This is a genomic window from Aquamicrobium segne, from assembly GCF_042656785.1.
Classification (GTDB): domain Bacteria; phylum Pseudomonadota; class Alphaproteobacteria; order Rhizobiales; family Rhizobiaceae; genus Mesorhizobium; species Mesorhizobium segne.
The window spans coordinates 149,448-168,861 of record NZ_JBHSLL010000056.1 but is presented as its reverse complement, the minus strand read 5'-3'; the positions used below and the strand labels follow the sequence as shown (position 1 = coordinate 168,861).

General features: G+C 57.0%; 16 protein-coding genes. 7 read left to right on the top strand and 9 right to left on the bottom strand.

The genetic code is table 11. The annotated features are described in order from the left end of the window. Positions 1-137: 137 nt before the first annotated feature. Complete coding sequence (locus ACFPLB_RS15400; protein WP_378231230.1) at positions 138-1,184, bottom strand: autoinducer 2 ABC transporter substrate-binding protein; 1,047 nt, start codon at positions 1,182-1,184, stop codon at positions 138-140. 305 nt (positions 1,185-1,489) lie between these two features. On the opposite strand from ACFPLB_RS15400, the gene ACFPLB_RS15395 reads away from it, so the two are divergent. Continuing rightward, positions 1,490-2,200 carry a DeoR/GlpR family DNA-binding transcription regulator gene (locus ACFPLB_RS15395; protein ID WP_378231228.1) on the top strand — a complete coding sequence of 237 codons (711 nt, stop codon included), beginning with the start codon at positions 1,490-1,492 and terminating at the stop codon, positions 2,198-2,200. A gap of 449 nt (positions 2,201-2,649) precedes the next feature. On the opposite strand, the gene ACFPLB_RS15390 is transcribed toward ACFPLB_RS15395, so the two are convergent. The 3 genes from ACFPLB_RS15390 to ACFPLB_RS15380 all read right to left on the bottom strand — a co-directional run bounded on the left by ACFPLB_RS15390 (position 2,650) and on the right by ACFPLB_RS15380 (position 4,949). Continuing rightward, complete coding sequence (locus ACFPLB_RS15390; RefSeq protein WP_378231226.1) at positions 2,650-3,414, bottom strand: siderophore-interacting protein; 765 nt, start codon at positions 3,412-3,414, stop codon at positions 2,650-2,652. A 264-nt stretch (positions 3,415-3,678) separates the two neighbouring features. Beyond that, positions 3,679-4,161 (bottom strand): hypothetical protein, encoded by a 483-nt coding sequence (locus tag ACFPLB_RS15385; RefSeq protein WP_378231224.1) that lies wholly within the window; start codon positions 4,159-4,161, stop codon positions 3,679-3,681. A gap of 5 nt (positions 4,162-4,166) precedes the next feature. Continuing rightward, positions 4,167-4,949, bottom strand: a complete 783-nt coding sequence (locus tag ACFPLB_RS15380) for a response regulator transcription factor (protein ID WP_378231222.1) — start codon at positions 4,947-4,949, stop codon at positions 4,167-4,169. Between the two features lie 637 nt (positions 4,950-5,586). Between ACFPLB_RS15380 and ACFPLB_RS15375 the strand changes: the two genes are divergently transcribed. From ACFPLB_RS15375 to ACFPLB_RS15360, 4 genes are all read left to right on the top strand, one after another. Beyond that, positions 5,587-7,371, top strand: coding sequence for a hypothetical protein (locus tag ACFPLB_RS15375; RefSeq protein WP_378231219.1), 1,785 nt, complete (start codon positions 5,587-5,589; stop codon positions 7,369-7,371). A gap of 142 nt (positions 7,372-7,513) precedes the next feature. Then, the gene (locus tag ACFPLB_RS15370) at positions 7,514-9,511 is read left to right on the top strand and encodes a hypothetical protein (RefSeq protein WP_378231217.1); all 1,998 of its coding nucleotides are present in this window, start codon (positions 7,514-7,516) and stop codon (positions 9,509-9,511) included. 130 nt (positions 9,512-9,641) lie between these two features. Further along, positions 9,642-11,939, top strand: coding sequence for a type I secretion system permease/ATPase (locus ACFPLB_RS15365; protein WP_378231215.1), 2,298 nt, complete (start codon positions 9,642-9,644; stop codon positions 11,937-11,939). A 13-nt stretch (positions 11,940-11,952) separates the two neighbouring features. After that, a complete protein-coding gene (locus ACFPLB_RS15360) occupies positions 11,953-13,293 on the top strand; it encodes an HlyD family type I secretion periplasmic adaptor subunit (protein ID WP_378231213.1) in 1,341 nt (446 codons plus the stop codon). Between the two features lie 88 nt (positions 13,294-13,381). On the opposite strand, the gene ACFPLB_RS15355 is transcribed toward ACFPLB_RS15360, so the two are convergent. Beyond that, complete coding sequence (locus tag ACFPLB_RS15355) at positions 13,382-13,591, bottom strand: hypothetical protein (RefSeq protein WP_378231211.1); 210 nt, start codon at positions 13,589-13,591, stop codon at positions 13,382-13,384. On the opposite strand from ACFPLB_RS15355, the gene ACFPLB_RS15350 reads away from it, so the two are divergent. Together ACFPLB_RS15350 and ACFPLB_RS15345 are read left to right on the top strand one after the other, a co-directional pair. Continuing rightward, on the top strand, positions 13,569-13,907 hold the full coding sequence (locus ACFPLB_RS15350; protein ID WP_378231208.1) for a hypothetical protein: 339 nt from the start codon (positions 13,569-13,571) through the stop codon (positions 13,905-13,907). The two genes, ACFPLB_RS15355 and ACFPLB_RS15350, sit on opposite strands and share 23 nt — an antisense overlap. 342 nt (positions 13,908-14,249) lie before the next feature. Next, a complete protein-coding gene (locus tag ACFPLB_RS15345) occupies positions 14,250-14,873 on the top strand; it encodes a transglutaminase-like cysteine peptidase (RefSeq protein WP_378231206.1) in 624 nt (207 codons plus the stop codon). 323 nt (positions 14,874-15,196) lie between these two features. On the opposite strand, the gene ACFPLB_RS15340 is transcribed toward ACFPLB_RS15345, so the two are convergent. From ACFPLB_RS15340 to ACFPLB_RS15325, 4 genes are read right to left on the bottom strand one after another with little or no spacing between them, the layout of a single operon-like run. After that, entirely contained in the window at positions 15,197-16,714 is a 1,518-nt protein-coding gene (locus tag ACFPLB_RS15340; RefSeq protein ID WP_378231204.1) for a M81 family metallopeptidase, read from the bottom strand. Between the two features lie 16 nt (positions 16,715-16,730). Then, on the bottom strand, positions 16,731-17,681 hold the full coding sequence (locus tag ACFPLB_RS15335) for an ABC transporter ATP-binding protein (protein WP_378231202.1): 951 nt from the start codon (positions 17,679-17,681) through the stop codon (positions 16,731-16,733). Beyond that, a complete protein-coding gene (locus tag ACFPLB_RS15330; RefSeq protein WP_378231199.1) occupies positions 17,678-18,595 on the bottom strand; it encodes an ABC transporter ATP-binding protein in 918 nt (305 codons plus the stop codon). The genes ACFPLB_RS15335 and ACFPLB_RS15330 overlap by 4 nt, the downstream gene beginning before the upstream one ends. Further along, a complete protein-coding gene (locus ACFPLB_RS15325) occupies positions 18,592-19,413 on the bottom strand; it encodes an ABC transporter permease (RefSeq protein WP_378231197.1) in 822 nt (273 codons plus the stop codon). The genes ACFPLB_RS15330 and ACFPLB_RS15325 overlap by 4 nt, the downstream gene beginning before the upstream one ends. Position 19,414: the final 1 nt, after the last annotated feature.

Genomic DNA, 19,414 nt, shown 5'->3' with positions numbered 1-19,414 from the left:
AGGCATGGGCCTCTTTCTCCTTGTTCAGCAGCGCTTAGGGCATTTCTTGTTTTTACAAAAACGGATGAAATGCTCTAAGCTCTTGTTTTAGCTGCATTTGTGCGACGCCAGATGTAACCATCTGGCTACAAAATGCTCTAGAAATCGTACTGATCCATATTTTCCTTGGTCACACCGACCCAGCCTGCACCATAAAGCATGTTTGGCCTGGAAGCATCAGGAGCAAGAAGGCTTTCATAGCCGGGAAGGCCCATGTTCAGGCCAGCCTTGATCTGGTCGTTCTTCTTTTCAAGTGCCCCAACAGCCAGCATGTTCATGGCATAGCCGGCAACTGCCGGATCCCAGAACTGGATATATTGAATATCGTCGTTCTTAAGATATTCGCCAGCAACCGAAACAAGGCCTGTGCCTGCGAAGAAGACCTTGCCCTTAAGGCCACCTTCAGCAATCAGACGACCTGCACCGGCCGAAGTTGGCATTGGAGCACCAAGAATACCGGTAATGTCCGGATATGCAGTCATTGCTTCTTTGAGCTTGGTATAATCTGTGTTGGCATCGTCATAGGTTTCGAGGCGCTCGGTCACCAGTTCCATTTCAGGGAAGTTGGCCTTCTGATATTCAACCGCACCATCGATCCATTCCATCTGCGATTTTGCGGTCAAGCCGCCGACAGTTGCGACGTATTTGCCCTTGCCGCCCATCGACTTGCCGAGTTCCTTCATCAGGTTTGCGCCATAAGCCTTGTTGTCAAAGGCTTCAATGTTGAAATCGACATTCTGAATGTTTGATGCTTCGTGGCTGATGACAACAATGCCGCGTTCACGAGCCTTTTTAAGGACCGGCTCGACCGCTTCCACCGAAAATGGAACGATAGCGATGGCATCAACGCCCTGAGCGATAAGATTTTCGACAATCTGCACCTGAGCGGCGGCGTCTGCCTGGCTTGGGCCGACCATCCATACATCATTGCCGGTATCGGACTTGAACTGCTCGACACCATCGCGCATGCGATCAAACCATGCGATGCCATCAACTTTGACCACGGTCGCAATCGTATACTTCTTGTCGTTTGCGCTTGTGATCAGGTCCGTGTTGACCTTGGATGTGTCGACTACGCCTTCAGCGAAAGCATGTGGCATGGCAAAAGACATGGCGATAGCCATGGAGGCGATAAATTTCTTCACTGGTGATTTCCTCCCTGAAAACGATAGCTCCCGCTGGAACGCAATTGTGCAAACGGGATTGGTGACCATTGATTTACGCTGATGCTTGGCAATGCGATGCTCACACCAGAGTCTCCCCCATTGCAGCCGCCGTTTGCGGCAGTCGCAAAATTCTCCTCACGATCCAAATATAATGTTATGATCGCATCATTATGTTTGGATCGTTTCATATTATTGTTTGACCTGTCAAGTGCAATCCAGCACAATATGCCCGCACCGATGAAGCGGGTTAAACGCGACTAATCTTCAATTGAAATGGGGACCCAGTGAGCAGGATCAGCCGAAAAGATGAGCGGATTGCCAAAATCTTGGCTCTCGTCGAAGAGGTAGGCGTAATACGTCTTCGGGATGCGGCCACAAAGCTGGGCGTTTCCGAAATGACAATCCGCCGTGATATTGGCCGCAACACGGGGCGGCTCAATTGTTTGGGTGGATACATTATTCCTGTACAGGATGGCACAAATGGCAGTGATTACGTCTTTGATCTTGAAAAGGATTGCCATGCCAACGCCAAGATTCAGGCCTGTGCCGCAGCAGCGGCCCTGATTGAGCCGCACGATACAATCTTCATTGATTGCGGCACCACGACACCGCATCTGGCGCATCTCGTTCCACAAGACCAGTATCTGACGGTCGTCTGTTATTCGTTGAATATTGCTGAGATACTTTCACGCCGAAGTGATGTTCGGCTCATTGTTCTGGGTGGCGTATATCATCCGGAAGCCGCATCTTTTTCCAGTGACGAAGGCATTGAGGTGCTCAAACACCTCAATATAAACAAGGCGTTTTTATCGGCCGGCGGGGTCGATGAAAAACATGGCGTAACCTGTTCTCATTTTCATGAAGTGCCGATAAAGCAGATGGCTATACAGAGAGCCGTACAAAAATTTCTTATTGTTGATGCAAGTAAACTCGGCAAGGTTCGCGCTGCCCGCTTCGCAGGAATGGCTGATTTTAACGGTGTTATCTACAAATAGAGAGGCTCGTTTTGGAGATTGCTCCAAGGCTATTGCCAAGTTGTTTGAAGCTGGTCGCAAGGTCGTAGAGATCCGGTGGCTATGCGGTCATTTCACATATCGCGCTGCGAGCATCACTAAAGCATTTTGTGAGTACAGACGGAATCGTCTGGCGTCGCAGAAATGCGGCTAAAACAAGAGATTAGAGCATTTCATCCGTTTCCATGAAAACAAGAAATGCTTTAAAGTCTGTCTCCCGAACTTAAGAATCAGTTTCGGGATAAAGACATGCATAATAACAATAGCTTAAAGCGTGTCGCGTGAATCTGAAAGATCGCGACACGCTTTATGTCTTCTGCCTGCCGTGCGAAAACGCGCCCGCACTGATCGTAGTGATTTTTCATAAAAATGGATGAAATGCTCTGGTCAATTCCGCATTCTTGGGAAGAATGGCCACAGGTCCTGCGTCCTTACGAAGTGGACATCTCCATCGCGTCAGCCCGCTTTATGTCTCTGTGCCGATCCTCGACCAGTCCCAGCTTCCAATAGCTGGAGATGTACAACCGCTCCGGGGTCAGGCCACGCTCCCCCCGCAAATAGGTCCGGGCACGCCGCATTGCGTCGAATTCGGTGGCGCACCATGCGTAGACGTTCCCTTTGCCCCAGGGTACGGACCTTACCGCTTGCTCGAAGAGTTCGGGATGATGGCCGGGTTCCGGATTGATCAGCCAGTGAATATCAACACCTGCGGGATGCCGCAAATCCTGCCGGTCCGCTTCCGTCTGAACCTCGATCACCGCATGGCCGACCGCGTCTTCCGGCAGGGCGGCCAGATTGACAGCAATCGCCGGTAAAGCGGTCATGTCACCGGCCACAAAATACCAGTCCACATCGGGCGGAAGCGGTTTTGCGGGGCCGGGGCCGCCCGCACTGATGCGCTCGCCCGGCTCGACGGTTTCTGCCCATAACACCGCCGGTCCCCCGACCCCGTCGCTGCCATGGAGCACGAAATCAATGTCCAGCGCAGTAGGGGTCTGGTGACGGATCGTGTAGGTACGGACAAAAGGCTTGTCGGACGGTGCCGCACCGGGGATGCGCAGTTTCAGATATCCGCCCCCCTGACCGGTGGGAAAGCCTTCCAGAGCTTCTCCGCCGATCGAAACACGGCGCATGTTTGGCGTAATCAGGCTTGTGGACAAGACCTCATAGATTCTTGGTTCCGGACGGGCGCTCATCTGTCTCCTTTTTAGTCTCCAATGGGGAAGGCGGCGTTGCTGTGACCGCTCATCCGCTTGCCCGGGTAGCATTTTGCACCAAGGCCATCATAATTCTTGAGTATTACTATCAACTATTTATCGCCATGAGAAGGCGGTTGGGCTGCTGTGTTCGACATCAAACGTGATGCCAACTGTCTGAACACAGAAAACGGGATGGGTGATTTGTGCCCGAGTGGAAAATTGCGTTGCAAGGGCTGGCTGGGGCTGACTGGAAGCGCAGCTTCAGGTGGGAAAGCCGTATTTATCGGCGATGCGCCAGAATTCCTTGTTGATGCTCACCAGAGAATCGATACTGGCGCGTATCCGGCGCATTTCCGGTTCATCAAGAGCCTCGATCTTTCCATATTTGATCTGGTCCTTGTTGTCGAAAATCCGCATCAGCTGCGTGATGCCTTTTCCGCTGTCGGGATCGAACGAATAAATACAGTGATTGAACTTGTTGCGCAGCTTGGCCTCTTCCGAAAGTCGCCTGGTCGCTTTCAGAACCTGCACCCGGCAGTCCGCTGGCGTCTTTTGCATCTTGGCGAGCCGTTCGACCAGATCGATGCGCGCCCGTGGCGTGTTGAGCGTCAGGAAGATGACGATTGCCGTTTCCTTGTCGACCCTGGCAAGACCCGCAATGATGTGAATCAGCAGGCTTTCCGTATTGGTCCATGTATAGTTGAGTTGCCCCACCAGCAGAAGAATATCCTGAAGTCTGGGCATGGCGGTCAGCCGTCGGGAGCGCGGTACAACTGATCGGCGTTATTGCCGGTGCGCTCCAGATACATGATGGCCGCCTCGGTTCTGTTATGAACCCCAAGCTTGGTGATGATATTGTGGATATGTATCTTCACGGTATGTTCGGAAAGACCAAGGTCGGCTGCGATGATCTTGTTCTGGTTGCCCTTTGCGACCTTTGCCAGAATTTCCAGTTCGCGTGCCGTAAGTTCAATCATGACTTCTCCCCCCGCCTGCTGTCGGATCTTGTCATGGAACTGCCCACCTGCATTATCCACGCCTGAACCATTGCCCTCCGCGCGGAAGATTGCTGCAGGAAAATATTCCCCTCCCTTCAACATGATATGCAGGATCGACAGCAGAACGTCGAGATTCACATTCAGCGGCAGGACCCCGCGTATCAGGCAGGAATCCATTCTTTGAAGCTGGCTTTCCATTATGCGTGAATTGCCGTCGATCATGATCGCCGTCGTCGCGGAAGGGTGACGCTCCGCCAGATCTGCCTGATAGCAATCCAGATCGGACACAAGGCGTAAATCAATCAGTATAAGCCGGGTTCTGGTTTCAGGCTCCGCACATGCCAGTTGCAATTCTTCTGCATGCCTGACGGATATCCATGGAAACTTTCTTTCTATTGCAGCTTCTATCGCGTCAGAGATTGTGCCGGGAGGAGAGACAAAGAGCATCGTCCCCAGGCACTCTCTTCTTGTGAGAACAGGTGCCGAGAATCCGACACCAGAACCACTCGTTACTTTACTCAGAGTCCGTATCATCTGAGATGCCCCTACCACAATACTAAAGACCTACACTAATCGCAGGCGGGCTATTCCATTAAGATACAGTAAACTATGTTTTAGCAAACCGGAATAGATCGAATAGGCTAAAAGAGATCCTGGAGCATTTTGTAAGTACAGATGGTACTATCTGACGTCACACAAACGCGGCTAAAACAAGAGCTTAGAGTGTTTCATCGGTCGCTCCGCACTAAGCGCTGCAAATAGCGATTATTCTCAAATCCTGCCCGCATGCACAGAAGTGACCTCGCCAGCCCGCTCGCCGATTGGGTTTAGATCGATATGTCATCTTATGCGTCTGGCTGCTCCGCTGCAAACTGGCTGTCCGGTTCAAAGAGCGGGAAATCAGGTTGTGTGTGATGCAACTCGTATTGTGTAGCAACGACGCCTGAGAGTTTTTAGCCCCCCTCCCGAACCCAATAACAACAGGGAACAAGTCGGACACGGAGGAGGAATATCTTCAAAAAAATCATGCAACACCTCATGGCGGGTGGTCGCGTCGTTCTCGCGCCCGGATGCCAGACACTCACCCTATATTTCAACATCCGCGCGGTGAAGGCCCTAAGGAGATGAATAGCGGTCAAGCTGTTGCGGTCTGAAGATCGAGGACAAGATCATGGGACAGCAAAGACACACCAAGCCCAACAAACACAACAACAAGCATAATAATCATAATCAGGATGATCCAAACCAAAGCCAGCATGAGCAGCAGAACCAGGGTCAGCACGAGTATCAGAACCAGGGACAGTTTGAGCAGCAAAACCAGGGCCAGTATGAGTATCAGGGCCAGCATCAGTCGAGCCATTCCAGCAATCTTAACGGAAATGGCAATGGCAATGGCAATCTGAACGGGAATGGAAACCTGAACGGCAATCTGAATGGCAACATCAATGCCAGTCTCAATGCCAACGCAAACCTGAACAAGAACGTCAACGTCAACAAGACCGATGTCGATGTCACGGTTGACGTCGATCTCGGTCTTGACGGCTATGAGCCGAGCGATAACGACTTTGCCGATATCGACATGGACGACAGCGCGATTCAGGGGATGTTCAACATCCAGTTCAGTGACATCCTGAACGGTGCGCTCGGCGGCGAAGGCCATGATGTCGCCAATGTCATCAATCAGGTCGCCAATATTCAGGACGATGACCGGCTTGATACGGCCATCGTCAAGAATGACGCCCCATTCGACCAGAACCTTAATGCCGATGGCGGCTTCGCCAAGGCTGGTGATGGCATCAATGGCGGCGGCACCGGCGGCACCGGCGGCGGCAATGCCAGCGCCGATGGCGGCAATGGTGACGATGGCGGCTATGCCAATGGCGGCGCCGGCAATGGCGCCTGGGGCCAGGGCGGCTTCGCGCTCAGCTTTGCCGATGGCGGCAAGGGTGATGGCGGTTTTGCCGATGGTGGCAAGGGCGATGGCGGCAACGCGACATCCGGCATGGCCAATGGTGGCATGGGCGATGGCGGTCGCGGCGGCAGCGGTGGTGACGGCGTCGGCGTCGGTATCGGCGCGGGCCTCGGCCTCGGTGCGGCGGCGGCGTTCGCAGCTGGCCTTGGTGATGGCGGCAAGAATATTGCCGGTGATGGCGGCGAAGGCGGCAATGGCGGCAGCGGCGGCAGTGGCGGCAGCGCCGATGGCGGCAATGCTTCCGCCGGCGGTGGCGATGGCGGCTTCCATGATGGCGGCTTTCCCTCCTTCAAGGGACCTATGAACCATGGGAAAGGCGGTCGCGACGATCAAAACAGCAGCGGCGATAATGATGCCGATGCTGGTAATGGCGGCGGCGCCGGTGGTGGCGGCGGCGGTGGCGGCGGCGGCGGCGGCGGCGGTGGCGGCGACGCCACAGACGCCGGTGACGGCATTGGTGCAGCCTTCGCCAAGGCCGGGGCCGACGGCACTGGCACCGGCAGCGGTACTGGTAACGGCACGGCTGGCGATGGCGGCTATGGCGGCTATGGTGCAGGTGGCGATGCCACCAGCGGCGCGGCAAGCGCTGGCGACGGCTTTGGCGGCGACGCCTGGGCTGGCGGCGGTGACGGCGGCCCGGCGCTAAGCGGCGCATGGGCCGATGGCGCAGGCGGCGACGGCTTTGGTGGCTGGGCGTTCGGCGGCGACGGCGGTGACGGCGGTGCAGGCGGCTATGCCTATGCCGGAGATGGCGGCTACGGCAGTGCGGCCGGTAGCTGGGGTTCTGGCAACGGGGATGACGGCTTCGTCACTGGCAACAGCACAGCGACGTCTGACGGCATCATCAACACCAGCGCCTTCAATCAGGACATCGTGATGGGAGCCAATCTGCAGCAGAACGCGATCGACATGACCGTGGTCGGCGGCAGCCTCACCAGCACCGTTGCCGGTGAAGATCTGGGTCATGACGGCCTCGACGGCTGAACCCGTCGCACAGGATCTTACCACCCGGTGAGATCGCTTTACCCCCGGACTGCGCGGGAGATCGCGCAGTCCCCTTAAATCGGGAATTTCTGATGCCGGTCGCCTTCAGCACCGGCAGGGAAGGGCAGAAAAGGTTCGTGTCATGACGACAATGGACAGGATCACGGAAGAAATTGCACATTTCATCGGCCTGTTCGGTGTTCCCAGCGAAGATGCACGGATCAGGGATATCTACGAGGATTTCACGCCCGACCAATCCACCCCGACCATACCCGACGAGGCAAATGTTGCAGCCGGGACGCCCGCCGCGCCATATGAGCTTCTGGGCTTTGAGCCATGGGTGAATTATTATTCTCCCGGCCCGCAGATCGTAAAACTGTTTCCAAGAATTTCCGTGAAGCTCGAGAAGATCGGGGTTCCCGAAGACGGGCCGGACCAGATCGCCTATTCCGGCTTTTTGTGGCCCAGACATCTAGCCGGTTCCTCCCAGAGCCAATTGCCGCAGATCGAGCCGCCGGGCTCGGTCGTCAACCATCTCAATCAGTTGATACATCTGTCAGATAACGACTATTTCGGTGTCGGCGACCATGGGCTGCGGTTTTCGCCGGAAGCGGTCGACAATGCTTCGCTGCTTGATTTTGCCGATGAAGCGCTGGCGCTGTCGCCAATCGGCGAACTGGAGCGTCCCGGCTCCACCGAAGCGATCAAGGATTTGATCCCCACCACTTTAGCCAGTCTGGAGACCTTCAGCCTTGACGCCAGCGGCCCCGCGCAGGTGTTCCTGCACAAGGCGGTGACCATCGACGGTATCTATGTCAATGGCGAACTGGTTGAAGAGGCTCCTGACATTGCTGATTACTATTCCTTCGAGGATGAAGAGGACGAGGCCGCAGATGGCGAGCCGGATTATAATGCCCAGCTGACGCCCGATGGCCATTTTATCGTTGATGTGTCGGTGGAGCTGGACGCTGGCGGCAATACGCTCGTCAACAATGTCGTGATGAAGAATTTCTGGACGGCGGCGACGGTGACGGCGGTGGTCGGCGATCATATCGAACTCAACGCCATCATCCAGATCAACGCCCTGTGCGACAGCGACTCCATTACTTCAGCAATTGCGGGCTGGACGCAGGACGACGCCGTCAACCAGTTTCTCAACATCGCCACATTCGAGCGCATCGACGCCATGGAGGATCACGAACCAGCGGGCACTGGTGCGGTAAGTTTCCCAAAACACTGGGTCGTCACCGAAATTTCCGGCGACCTCTTGATCGTGAACTGGCTCGAACAGTTCACCTTCCAGAGCGACAATGATATCGGCATCGTGTCCTCATCAGGTGTGACGACGAAGATCATTGCGGGCGATAATCTGGGCGTGAATCAGGTGTCGATCTATGAACTGGCCTTTACCTATGACCTCATCATCATCGGCGGCTCCTGGTATGACGCCAATATCATCCAGCAGATGAATGTGCTGTTTGATAATGATCTCATCGGCGCGGTCTCCGCTTTTGAGACGACCGGCGAAGGCTCGGTTTCCACATCCGGCAATCTGCTCTGGAACCAGGCCCATATCGTCAATATTGGCGGGGCCGATAATTACGACGCGCTGCCTTCCCACTATCTGGAAGCGGCGAACAATCTTGCCGCAGGCAATGAGACCATTCCCGGCGGCGTTCTTGATGATGCGATGTTTGCAGGTCTGGGCGCGCTGCGCGTGCTTTATATCGAGGGCGACCTGCTCAATCTGCAATATATCAAGCAGACCAATATTTTGGGTGACAGCGACCAGATTGCGCTGGCGATGGATGCATTCGGTCCGCATCCGGAAGCTGCATGGACATTATCGACCGGGGCCAATGCACTGCTGAACAATGCCGGGATAGTGGATCTGGATTCGCTTGGGAAAACCTATGTTGGCGGCGAGCAATATTCGCAGGAATTGCTCATCCAGGCCGAACTGGTGTCGAGCAAACCTGATTTATGGGGGCAGGATCCCGATGCGCTGGTGAGCGAGGCGGTCGCTTTCCTTGACGATGCGATGATTGCCGACAGTTCCCATGAAGCTGCACCGGGCGTTTACATCGCCGATGATCTTGACGCGCCAAGCAGCGACGGACTGCACACGATGCTTGGCTAAAACAATAACTTATAGTGTTTCGTGATGTTTCCGTAAAAACAAGAAATACCCTGGAGCGCCATATGTGCCTGCAAATTGACAAGGGACGTTGGGGGAAACTGGGGACGCTGGGGAAACTGGGAGAAAAAACATGCCCGACGACCGCTCAGGGCCGGACGCGCGTGAATCGTCAACCGAACACAACGCAACGCCCCCGCCAAGCGTAACGCATTCAAATGACATTCCTGCAAAGCCGCCCTGCGCGCCAGGCGACCGGCCAGAGAACTGGCCGGGGGACGGATTATCGGAACTGCTGAAAGCCCAGCAGGCGGCGATCGAAAAGGCGTTCAGCGAAATCGATCTGGCGGTGGATGAATGTTACAAATCGGCCTGCGATAAGGCGCCCGCGCCGCAAAACCCGTCTCCCGCGCAACCAGTCAGGCCCGACCGGCCCCAGCCCGACCAATCTCAACCCAACGGAGCTCAACCCAACGGACCCCAACCTGATGGGACGCAAGGTGCGGGGCCTTCCCGGCCTGTCGCGCAAGAGCCGGAAGGCATGGTCACGATAGATGCCGAGCGTGGTCCGCTGATGGCTCGCGCTGCCCCTCCCAAGACCAGCCCCCCTAAGACCAGACTGGCTGCCAGCAGCGGCAAGGGAGCCGGGGGCGGAACTGGCGGGGGATCAGGTGGCGGGTCGGGCACCGGCGGCGTCTTTCACACCCGGCTTGGCCCCATCGATTTTACTGAAAGTCTCAAGGCCGGCATCAGCGCGGTGCGCAAGAACCTGATGGTGGTGATGATCTTCACCATCGCCAGTAATTTTCTCGTGCTGGCGATTCCGATCTATCTGTTTCAGATATCCGACCGCATCCTGACCAGCCGCTCGATCGACACGCTGATCATGCTGACGCTGGTCATCGTCGGGGCGGTGATCTTGCAGGCCGTATTCGACGCCATAAGGCGCTTCATCCTGATGCGCACGGCGGTCGAGGTTGCCGCGCAGCTTGGATCGCCGATATTGAGTGCAGCGGCGCGTGCCTCGCTGCATGGCAGCGGCCGCGAATATCAGACGCTGGGCGATTTGCAACAGGTGCGTTCCTTCCTCGTTTCACGGACCCTGCTGTCATTTCTTGACGCCCCTATCGCGCCGGTCTTCGTGGTTGCGATATATCTGATCCATCCGCATCTCGGCTGGATCGTCGTCCTGACCGCAGTCGTGCTTCTGGTGCTCACGCTGCTCAACCAGCGCGCCACCGCCGTCCCGTTCGGCGAAGCCAACACGGCCCAGTCAAAGGCCAATCTTCATCTGGAATCGATGTCGCGCAACTCCCAGATCATCAATGCGCTGGCGATGATACCGGAAGCCGTGCAAATCTGGGGCAGGGACACTGCATCGTCGCTGAAGTCGCAGGTCATCGCGCAAGACAGAAACATCGTCTTTGCTGCGCTTTCAAGGGGCGTGCGCCTGCTGACCCAGGTGGCCATGCTGGGATGGGGCGCGTTTCTGGCGATCGAAGGCGAGATCACGGGCGGTATGGTGATCGCGGCCTCCATCATTGCCGGTCGCGCACTGGCTCCGATCGAAGGCGCGATCGAGGGCTGGAACCAGTATAGCCAGTCGCGCGCCGCCTATGGCCGCATCACGGCGCTTTTGAAGGCCTCGCCGCTGAATTTCGAGCGTCTGCAATTGCCGCAGCCGGAAGGCCGTCTCGATGTCGAAAGGCTGCTTTACGTTCCCCAGGGCACCAAGCGTGTGGTCCTCAACGGCATTTCCTTTGCGCTGTCACCGGGCGATTCGCTGGCCATCATCGGCAATTCAGGGGCTGGCAAGACAACGCTGGGCAAGATGCTGGTCGGGTCGATTCTGCCGACCTCAGGCAATGTCAGGCTCGACCTGATGGATTTGCGCAATTGGGACCAGCGGCAATTCGGCGTCAATATCGGCTACCTGCCGCAGGATGTGCAGCTCTTTCCCGGCACGATCAAGGCCAATATCGCGCGTATGCGTGGCGACGCCACTGACGAGCAGATCTATCAGGCAGCAAAGCTCGCCGACGTCCATGAGATGATCGCCACCTTGCCGCATGGCTATGAAACCATGGTCGCCGCCGATGGCACACCGCTTTCGGGCGGCCAGAAGCAGCGGATTGCGCTTGCCCGCGCCTTCTTCGGCAATCCCAGAATGGTAATCCTCGACGAGCCGAATTCCAATCTCGACAGTGCCGGTGACGCAGCCCTCATCCGCGCGCTCGAACATGCAAGACAGCAAAAGATCACCGTCGCCACCATCACGCAGCGACCGGCCCTTTTGAGCGGCGTCGACAAGATCTTGCTGCTGGTCAACGGAACCGTCGCCCTGTTTGGCAAGCGTCAGGAGGTTCTGGGGGCGCTGGCTTCGCGCGGCATCAGTATTGAAGCCGGCTCGTTCGGTCATCAGTTGCAATAGGAGCTGGCAAGAAATGACAACTGATATCGCCAAGGTTCACGACCTGGAATGGTATGGAGAAGTTCCACGCTCGATCCGCAAGCATACGGTGGTGGGCATTTTTCTGCTTGCCCTGACCTTCGGCGGCTTCGGCGCATGGGCAACCACAGCCCCTCTTGCCGCTGCCATCATTGCCCAGGGCAGTTTTGTTGCCACCGGCCAGAACAAGATCGTGCAGCATTTTGAGGGCGGCATCATCAAGGAGCTTCTGGTCAGTGAGGGCGATGAGGTTGTCGAGGACCAGCCGCTGGTGCTGCTGGACGAGACCGCGGCGCTGGCGCGTGAAAGAGAGCTTTTCCTGCGCAGGGCGCGGCTTGATCTGATTGTGGCCCGGCTGACCTCGCAATTTCGTGACGAAGAGGAGATGACAATCCCGGTACAACTCCAGCCGCATGTGAACGATCCCGACGTCGCGGTAATCCTGGAAAGCCAAAAACTCAATTTCGAGGCCCAGCGCCGCAAGCTGATCGGTGAAGTCTCGCTTTTGCAGCAGAATGTCAGGTCGCTGGAATTCCGGGCGCAAGGCTTTACCCGCCTGCGTGATTCCACCATCGAGCAACTGGCGCTGCTGCGCGATGAATATAAGGGCAAGAAGACGTTGCTCGACAAGGGATTGCTGCGCGCCACCGAGATCAACGCCATCTTGCGCGCCATCGCCGACGCCGAAGGGCAGATCGGCCGGCTTGAAGCCGAAACCTCCGAAACCAAGGCGCAGATCATCAAGGCGCAACAGGAAATCGCCAGAACTGAAGGCAGATACCGCGAGGATGCGCTGGACCGGCTTCAGACGGCGCAAGGCGAGCTTGACGTGGTTCGCGAGCAATCGCGCGAAGCTGAAAGCGTGCTGCGCCGCGCAACCATAAATGCGCCGGTTTCGGGCACTGTCGTCCGCTCCTATTATCATACGCCCGGCGGTGTGATCGAGAGCGGCAAGGGCATCATGGAAATCCTGCCAGCCGATGTGCCGCTGATCATCGAGGCGCAGGTTCCGCGCAACGATATTGACAGCATCACCACCGGACAGGCGGCGACTATCCGGCTGGTGGCGCTGAACCAGCGCACTACTCCGGTTCTGGAGGGCAAGGTGTTTTATGTATCTGCCGATGCATTGCAGGACGCCCGGTCGGGACCGGGTCATGAGGTCTATGTGGCGCGCATCAGCCTGCCAGCAAGCGAGCTTGCGAAAGTCAGCGGCTTTTCGCCAACGCCGGGCATGCCAGCCGAGGTCATGATCCAGACCGCTGAGCGGACTTTCTTCAGCTATCTCGCCAAGCCGATTACCGACAGCATGTCGCGGGCCTTCGCCGAGCGCTGAGAACCTGTCTCCCGAGACTTGAGAACCAGTTTCGGGATAAAGACATACGTAAAAACAAAAGCTTAGAGCATTTTGCAGTCAGATGGAATCATCTGACGTCGCATAAATGCGGCTGGAACAAGAGGTTAGAGCATTTCATCACATTCTCATTGCAATCAACAAAAAGAGACGGCGCCGGGTTTTGCCCGGCGCCGTCATGAAAAGCTGGAATACAGCTTGCTGGATTGGCGATGTCAGCGGCCGCCGCCTGAGCCGCCGCTGCCACCGGAACCACCATGGCCACCGCTACCGCCGCCATGGCCACCGCTGCCGCCGCCGCCACCATGGCCACCGCTACCGCCAGAACCACCATGGCCGCTGCCGCCGTTACCGCCGCCGTTACCGCCGCCGTTGCCGCCATTGTTGCCGCCATTACCGCCGTCGTTGCCGCCGCCGCCATTGTCGCCGCCGTCAGATCCGCCATTATTGCCGGCTCTCGTGGGGGTGCCAAAATTGTTCCCGTCACCATTACCAAAGCCTGCAACAGCCTGAATGAGGGACGTGGTTATCGGGGGGCATTGTTGAAGCTCGGCGCGCGAAAGCAGGGCTGTCCTGTTCTGCGCGACGCAGCATAGTGAAAAATTTTCCTCCGTCAGCGGCTGGCACTGGGCTGCCGATAGAACGGGACGGGGGCTCTCTTGTGCGAGAACCGTAGGGATCGTGGCGCCCAACGACAGGGCGGCGACCGAACCCGCCATTACAAGGCGGCTCGTCAAAGCGAGGTGACTGGTCAACATGACAACCTCCGTTAGGACCAGGTTAAACATAAAGTCGTCACAAACCCGACTACAAGGCTTTCTTCGGGAGGCAACGAACCATCAGTATGTCAGTCTTGTGAAAGCTGTGAAATTAATCACTGCAACAGTTGATTAAACAATTTCAGCTAGACAAAATGATCGGCGCCCGGAGATTCGAATATGTTTCCTCCCCTTGCAGTGGCCCTTGCAACGGCTGCACTCGTCCTGACAGGCTGTGTGTCAGGCGACGTTACCCAGACAACCTCCAGTCTCGGTTCCCTGGCCAACAGCTATGCGGCCGGGGCCAAAACCATGCAACTTGGCGGCCACGCCTTTGCCCCGCCAGCCTTTTATGCCTTCTGCAAGCTGGAGCGCCGCCTGTGCGGCACGACCGGCTCGACCAGAACCGTCACATTGACGCCGGAACGCATGAAGGAACTGAAAGCCGTCAACCTGTCAGTGAACAGGCGTATTACCGAGCAGCACGACATCGTCTCCACCGGCAAGGAAGATGTGTGGAACCTGCCCACTAGCGTGGGCGATTGCGAGGATTTCGCCATTCTCAAGAAACATGAACTCATGAAGCGCGGCTGGCCGGCATCCGCCCTTTTGCTGACCGTGGTGACCAGTATGGGTGAGGGCCATGTCCTGCTGACCGTGCGCACGGATCAGGGTGATATGGTGCTGGATAACAAGACCAACCAGATCAGGAACTGGTCGCGCACCTCTTATCGCTATTTTGCCCGCCAATCCCAGACCCGGCACGGAAAATGGGACCGGATTGCGGGAGCGCGCGCTGCCTGAGGAGCGGCCCGGCGTGGTTGTGTTGCAATGGCTGACTGGAAGATCACAGAGGCCCTATAATTTCTTTGTCAAAGTCATAGACAGGGTCAATGATTGCGTATTTTCTGGCTGCAGGGTCTGTAACGATATATTGGATCGAGCCTAGAGCGTCCTTTGTGCGTCCTGTCGGACGCACAAAGGACGCTCTAACTCTTTGAATAAGCAGTGGAATTATCCAAAAGCCGATTCTACTTTTTGGTCCGATGCTCTAAGCGCGGCTCATAAAAACCCGTTACTTCTGGTTGCAGGGGCAATGAAAGCCTCCCTTGATCAGTCTCGCCGTTTCAATCACTCACCCGAACACTATACTCAAAATCCTTGTCGAGTGGCCAGAAGGGCCGCGGCAACTGGCTGTAAGGGCGTCGCTCTGCTTTTGGTGTTGCCAGCGCGCCTGAATCACAGACAATGACCTTGCCGGCGATCGGCTCAAAGGCAGCCCGAAAATGCTGCATGGATTTCAACACCAGCACCCGCCGTGCCGTCGGCTCGATGCCAAAAGCCCGCAATTGCTGAAGATCAACCATTTGCTGAGCTTCAGAAACAACCAATATCTCGATTCCGGCAACATCCAGAACCGCTGTTGGCCCAAAACTATGGTGCAATCCCCCCTGTATGGGGCCATCACCAATATAGCTCCCGTCGCAAAGGAGGCGCAGCACGCCGGTGACCGTTAAAGGCCCGCCACCGAAATTTGCATCTCCCTTGCCGCCGATTGTGATCGTGACCGTTTCGCCCTGCCGGTGCTGATGCAGTTCACTTGCCGCTGCCGGGTCGATCATCGGGGCAAACGCTGCCCCTTTTACGCCCGCATCAAGCAGTGCTTTCAGCAATGCCGTTGAATCGCCATAAGAACCAGCGCCGGGATTGTCGGCATAATCGGCAATAACCAGCGGCTTGTCGCCATCCCAGGCAAGCGCTTCACGGGCTGCCTCTTCCACCTCAATGAAAACATTGCGCTTTTTTGTGCGCCCCTGCCAGATTTTTTCAGCCAGTTCCAGCGCCACCGCCTTTGCCGCACGTTCAGCTTGCGGGCTTTTTGTATCATAGGTGGCAAGCACGGTTGGCCCCGCACACGCCACATCGGCTCCGGTAAAACCGGCATTGACGGAAACGGCAAGCACACCATCGGTTTCGGCAGCACGGGCCCTTTCATAAAGCGCAAGCGTTTCAGGAATATCGGTGCGGCCGGAATTGGCTTCATCAAGCATCGGCACATGTGCCCGGACCGTGCGTGGGGCAATTTCACCGCGCATGGTGCGGTCTAAAATAGCGGCCGCCTGGGCGCCGACTATGCGCATGTCAATATGCGGATAGGTCTTGTAGGAAACAAGGATCTGCGCCTGGCGCACCATTTCTTCCGAGGCCATGGCATGAAGGTCCAGCGTTGCGGCAATCGGAATTTCTTCTCCCAGTTCGGCCCGTAACAGGCTCAACAGATAAGCTTCGCCATCGGCGCAAAATTCCGGCACCATCGAGCCATGCAGGCCAAGCAAGACGCCATCAAGGCGGGTTTTATGGGTGCGCGCCGCGTCCATAATGACACCGGCAATAGTGTCATAGGCTTCTTGTGTCACACGCCCACCCGGCACCGCATGGGCTGAAATGGCATGGATGACGGTCCAGCCTTTCTGCTCGGCCACATCCATAAAGCCTGCCAGTTCGGTATTGGCATGGCGGCGCGCTGCAAAGGCTTCCTCGCCGACAAACAATGTATCTGCCTGAAATTGTGGCAGACCGGTCAGATAGCGTGAGAATGTATTGCTCTCATGCATGAATTCAGCCGTTAAAACGGTAAAGCTCATTCAGGTTAAAACCTTTTTATTGCGCCAGACGCACATGATGACTATCGCCGATCGCAACCAATGTACTGGGCTCAGGCGTTTCGTCAGGATTGGGTTGACGTGACAGGTCGGGTGAAAAGCGCATCGCATCTGGAATGGGAGCGGCTGGCGGCAGCTTGCGCGCCCCGGTCAGGATCGCATCCGGGTCCGGCACCGAGCCAATCAGGCGGCGTGTATAAGGGTGGGTCGGGCGGCTGAAGATTGAATGCCAGTCACCTTCTTCAACCACACGGCCAAAATACATGACCGCAACCCGGTCGCTGACATGCTCAACCACGCTCAAATCATGGGAAATCATGATATAGCTCAGGCCCAGCGTCTCTTGCAGGTCAAGCAGCAGATTGATGATCTGCGCCTGAATGGACACATCGAGCGCCGAGACAGGTTCGTCCAGAACCAGAATTTTCGGATTGAGCATCAAGGCCCGCGCAATGCCGATCCGCTGCCGCTGCCCGCCAGAAAACTCGTGCGGATAGCGATTAGCGTGATCGGGCAGCAGGCCAACGCGCACCAGCATCTCCCCAACCCGCTCATTGGCCTCGCTGCCACTGGCAATCTCATGCAAGGCAAGCTGTGCCGACAACATGTTGCCAATGGTCTGGCGCGGGTTGAGCGAGGCATAGGGGTCTTGAAACACCATCTGTGCAATGCGGGCGCGCTCCTTGCGGCCGGGTGCATCTGCTCCGGTGATCGGCTTTCCTTCAAACAGGATTTCGCCCGAAGTCGGCTCCTGCAAGCCCATCACCGTCAGTGCGGTGGTGGATTTCCCGCAACCCGATTCACCCACAATAGACAGGCATTCGCCTTCATTGAGCGTCAGGTTCACACCCTGAACAGCGCGCAATATCCGCTTTTGTCCAAAGATCGTCTTGCGCGGCAGGGAAAAGTGAACATCCAGATTGCGGATTTCCAGCAAGGGTGTGCTCATGGCAGCGCCTCCGCAGCTACAGAACGCGGCGTAATCAGCGTTGGCACATCGCGCCCGCGCTCATCACTTGCCACCATATCGTCAAGCTCGGTCAGGCGGCCACGTGTTGCAACGGTGCGTGAGCCCAGACGCGGGCGCGCTGCCAGCAGGCCTCTGGTGTAGGGATGCAGCGGATTTTCAAACAACGCCTTGGTGTCCTGCTCTTCCACCAGCCGCCCCTGATCCATGACCCCGACCCGCCCGCACATATTGGCAATCACGCCCAGATCATGGCTGACCAGCAAAACGGCAGTGCCTTCAGCCCGGCACAGTTCGGCAATCAATTCCAGAACACCTGCCTGCACCGTCACATCAAGGGCGGTGGTTGGTTCATCGGCAATTAAAAGGTCGGGGCGGCAGGCCAGCGCAATGGCGATCATCACCCGCTGGCGCATTCCGCCCGACAATTGATGCGGATAGGCGCGCGCGCGCTCTTCAGGTGCAGGCACACGAACGCTTTCCAGCGCCTCAACGGCTTTGTGGCGCGCGTCGCGCCAGCCAAGACCGCGATGCACGACAAACATTTCGGCAATCTGGCGGCCAATCGTCACCAGCGGATTGAGCGCCGTCATCGGCTCCTGAAACACCATCGCCATGCGGTCGCCACGCAGGCGGCGTCTGGCGCGCTTGCCAAGCTGCAACACATCCTGACCCTGAAAGTGAATGGAACCGCCGGTGATGGCCAGCGGGGATTTCAAAAGTCCCATCACCGACAGGCCGGTGATGCTTTTGCCGGAGCCGGATTCACCCACCAGCCCATAGGTTTCCCCCGGCAGAATATCGAAGGAGACGCCATGCAAAAGCTGGTTGCCCGCGCCAATGCCGATGCGCAGGTCGCGCACTGATAAGACCGGATCGGGAAGGGAACTGCTCATGTTCTTGCCGTCCTCATATGAGGGTCAAGCATATCGCGCAGACCATCGCCCAGCAGGTTGAAGCCAAGCACCGTCATGAAGATGGCAAGGCCGGGAAAGACCGCTGCCCAGGGGGCAGCGCGCATCAGTTCACGCGCATCAGACAGCATGTTGCCCCAGCTTGGCTGCGGCGGGCGAATGCCCACGCCAAGGAAGGAAAGGGCTGCTTCCGCCAGAACCGCACTGCCAATGCCAAGTGTGGCGATGACCAGCACTGGCCCTAGAATATTGGGCAGAACCTGTGTGCGCATGATGTTGATATCGCCAAAGCCTGCCGCCTTGGCCGCCTGCACAAAGCCCTGATTTTTGAGCGACAAGGTGGAACTGCGGGCAATGCGGCAGGTCCATGACCAGTTGGTCAGCCCCAGCGCAATCAGCAGGCTTGGCAGCCCCGGCCCCAGCACAGCCATGATGGCCAGCGCAAAAACCAGTGAGGGAATGGCCAGCATGACATTGGTCAGCCCGTTGACCAGATCATCCCACCTGCCACCAAAATAGCCAGCCGAGACACCAAGGGCGGTGCCGATGCAGGAATTGATAAGCTGCGAGACAAGCCCGACCGTCAGCGACACGCGCGCCCCGTAAAGGATGCGCGAAAACACATCGCGGCCCTGCCCGTCCGTGCCCAGAAAATACTCCGAACCGGGCGGCGTTTCAGAAACCATCAGATCGGCGTCAAGGATCGGATCGTAAGGAGCAAACCAGCCAGCCGTGACGGCTGCCATGATCACGATCACCACCAGTGTCAGGCCGCAGACAAAGTTGAAGCGCAATTGCATG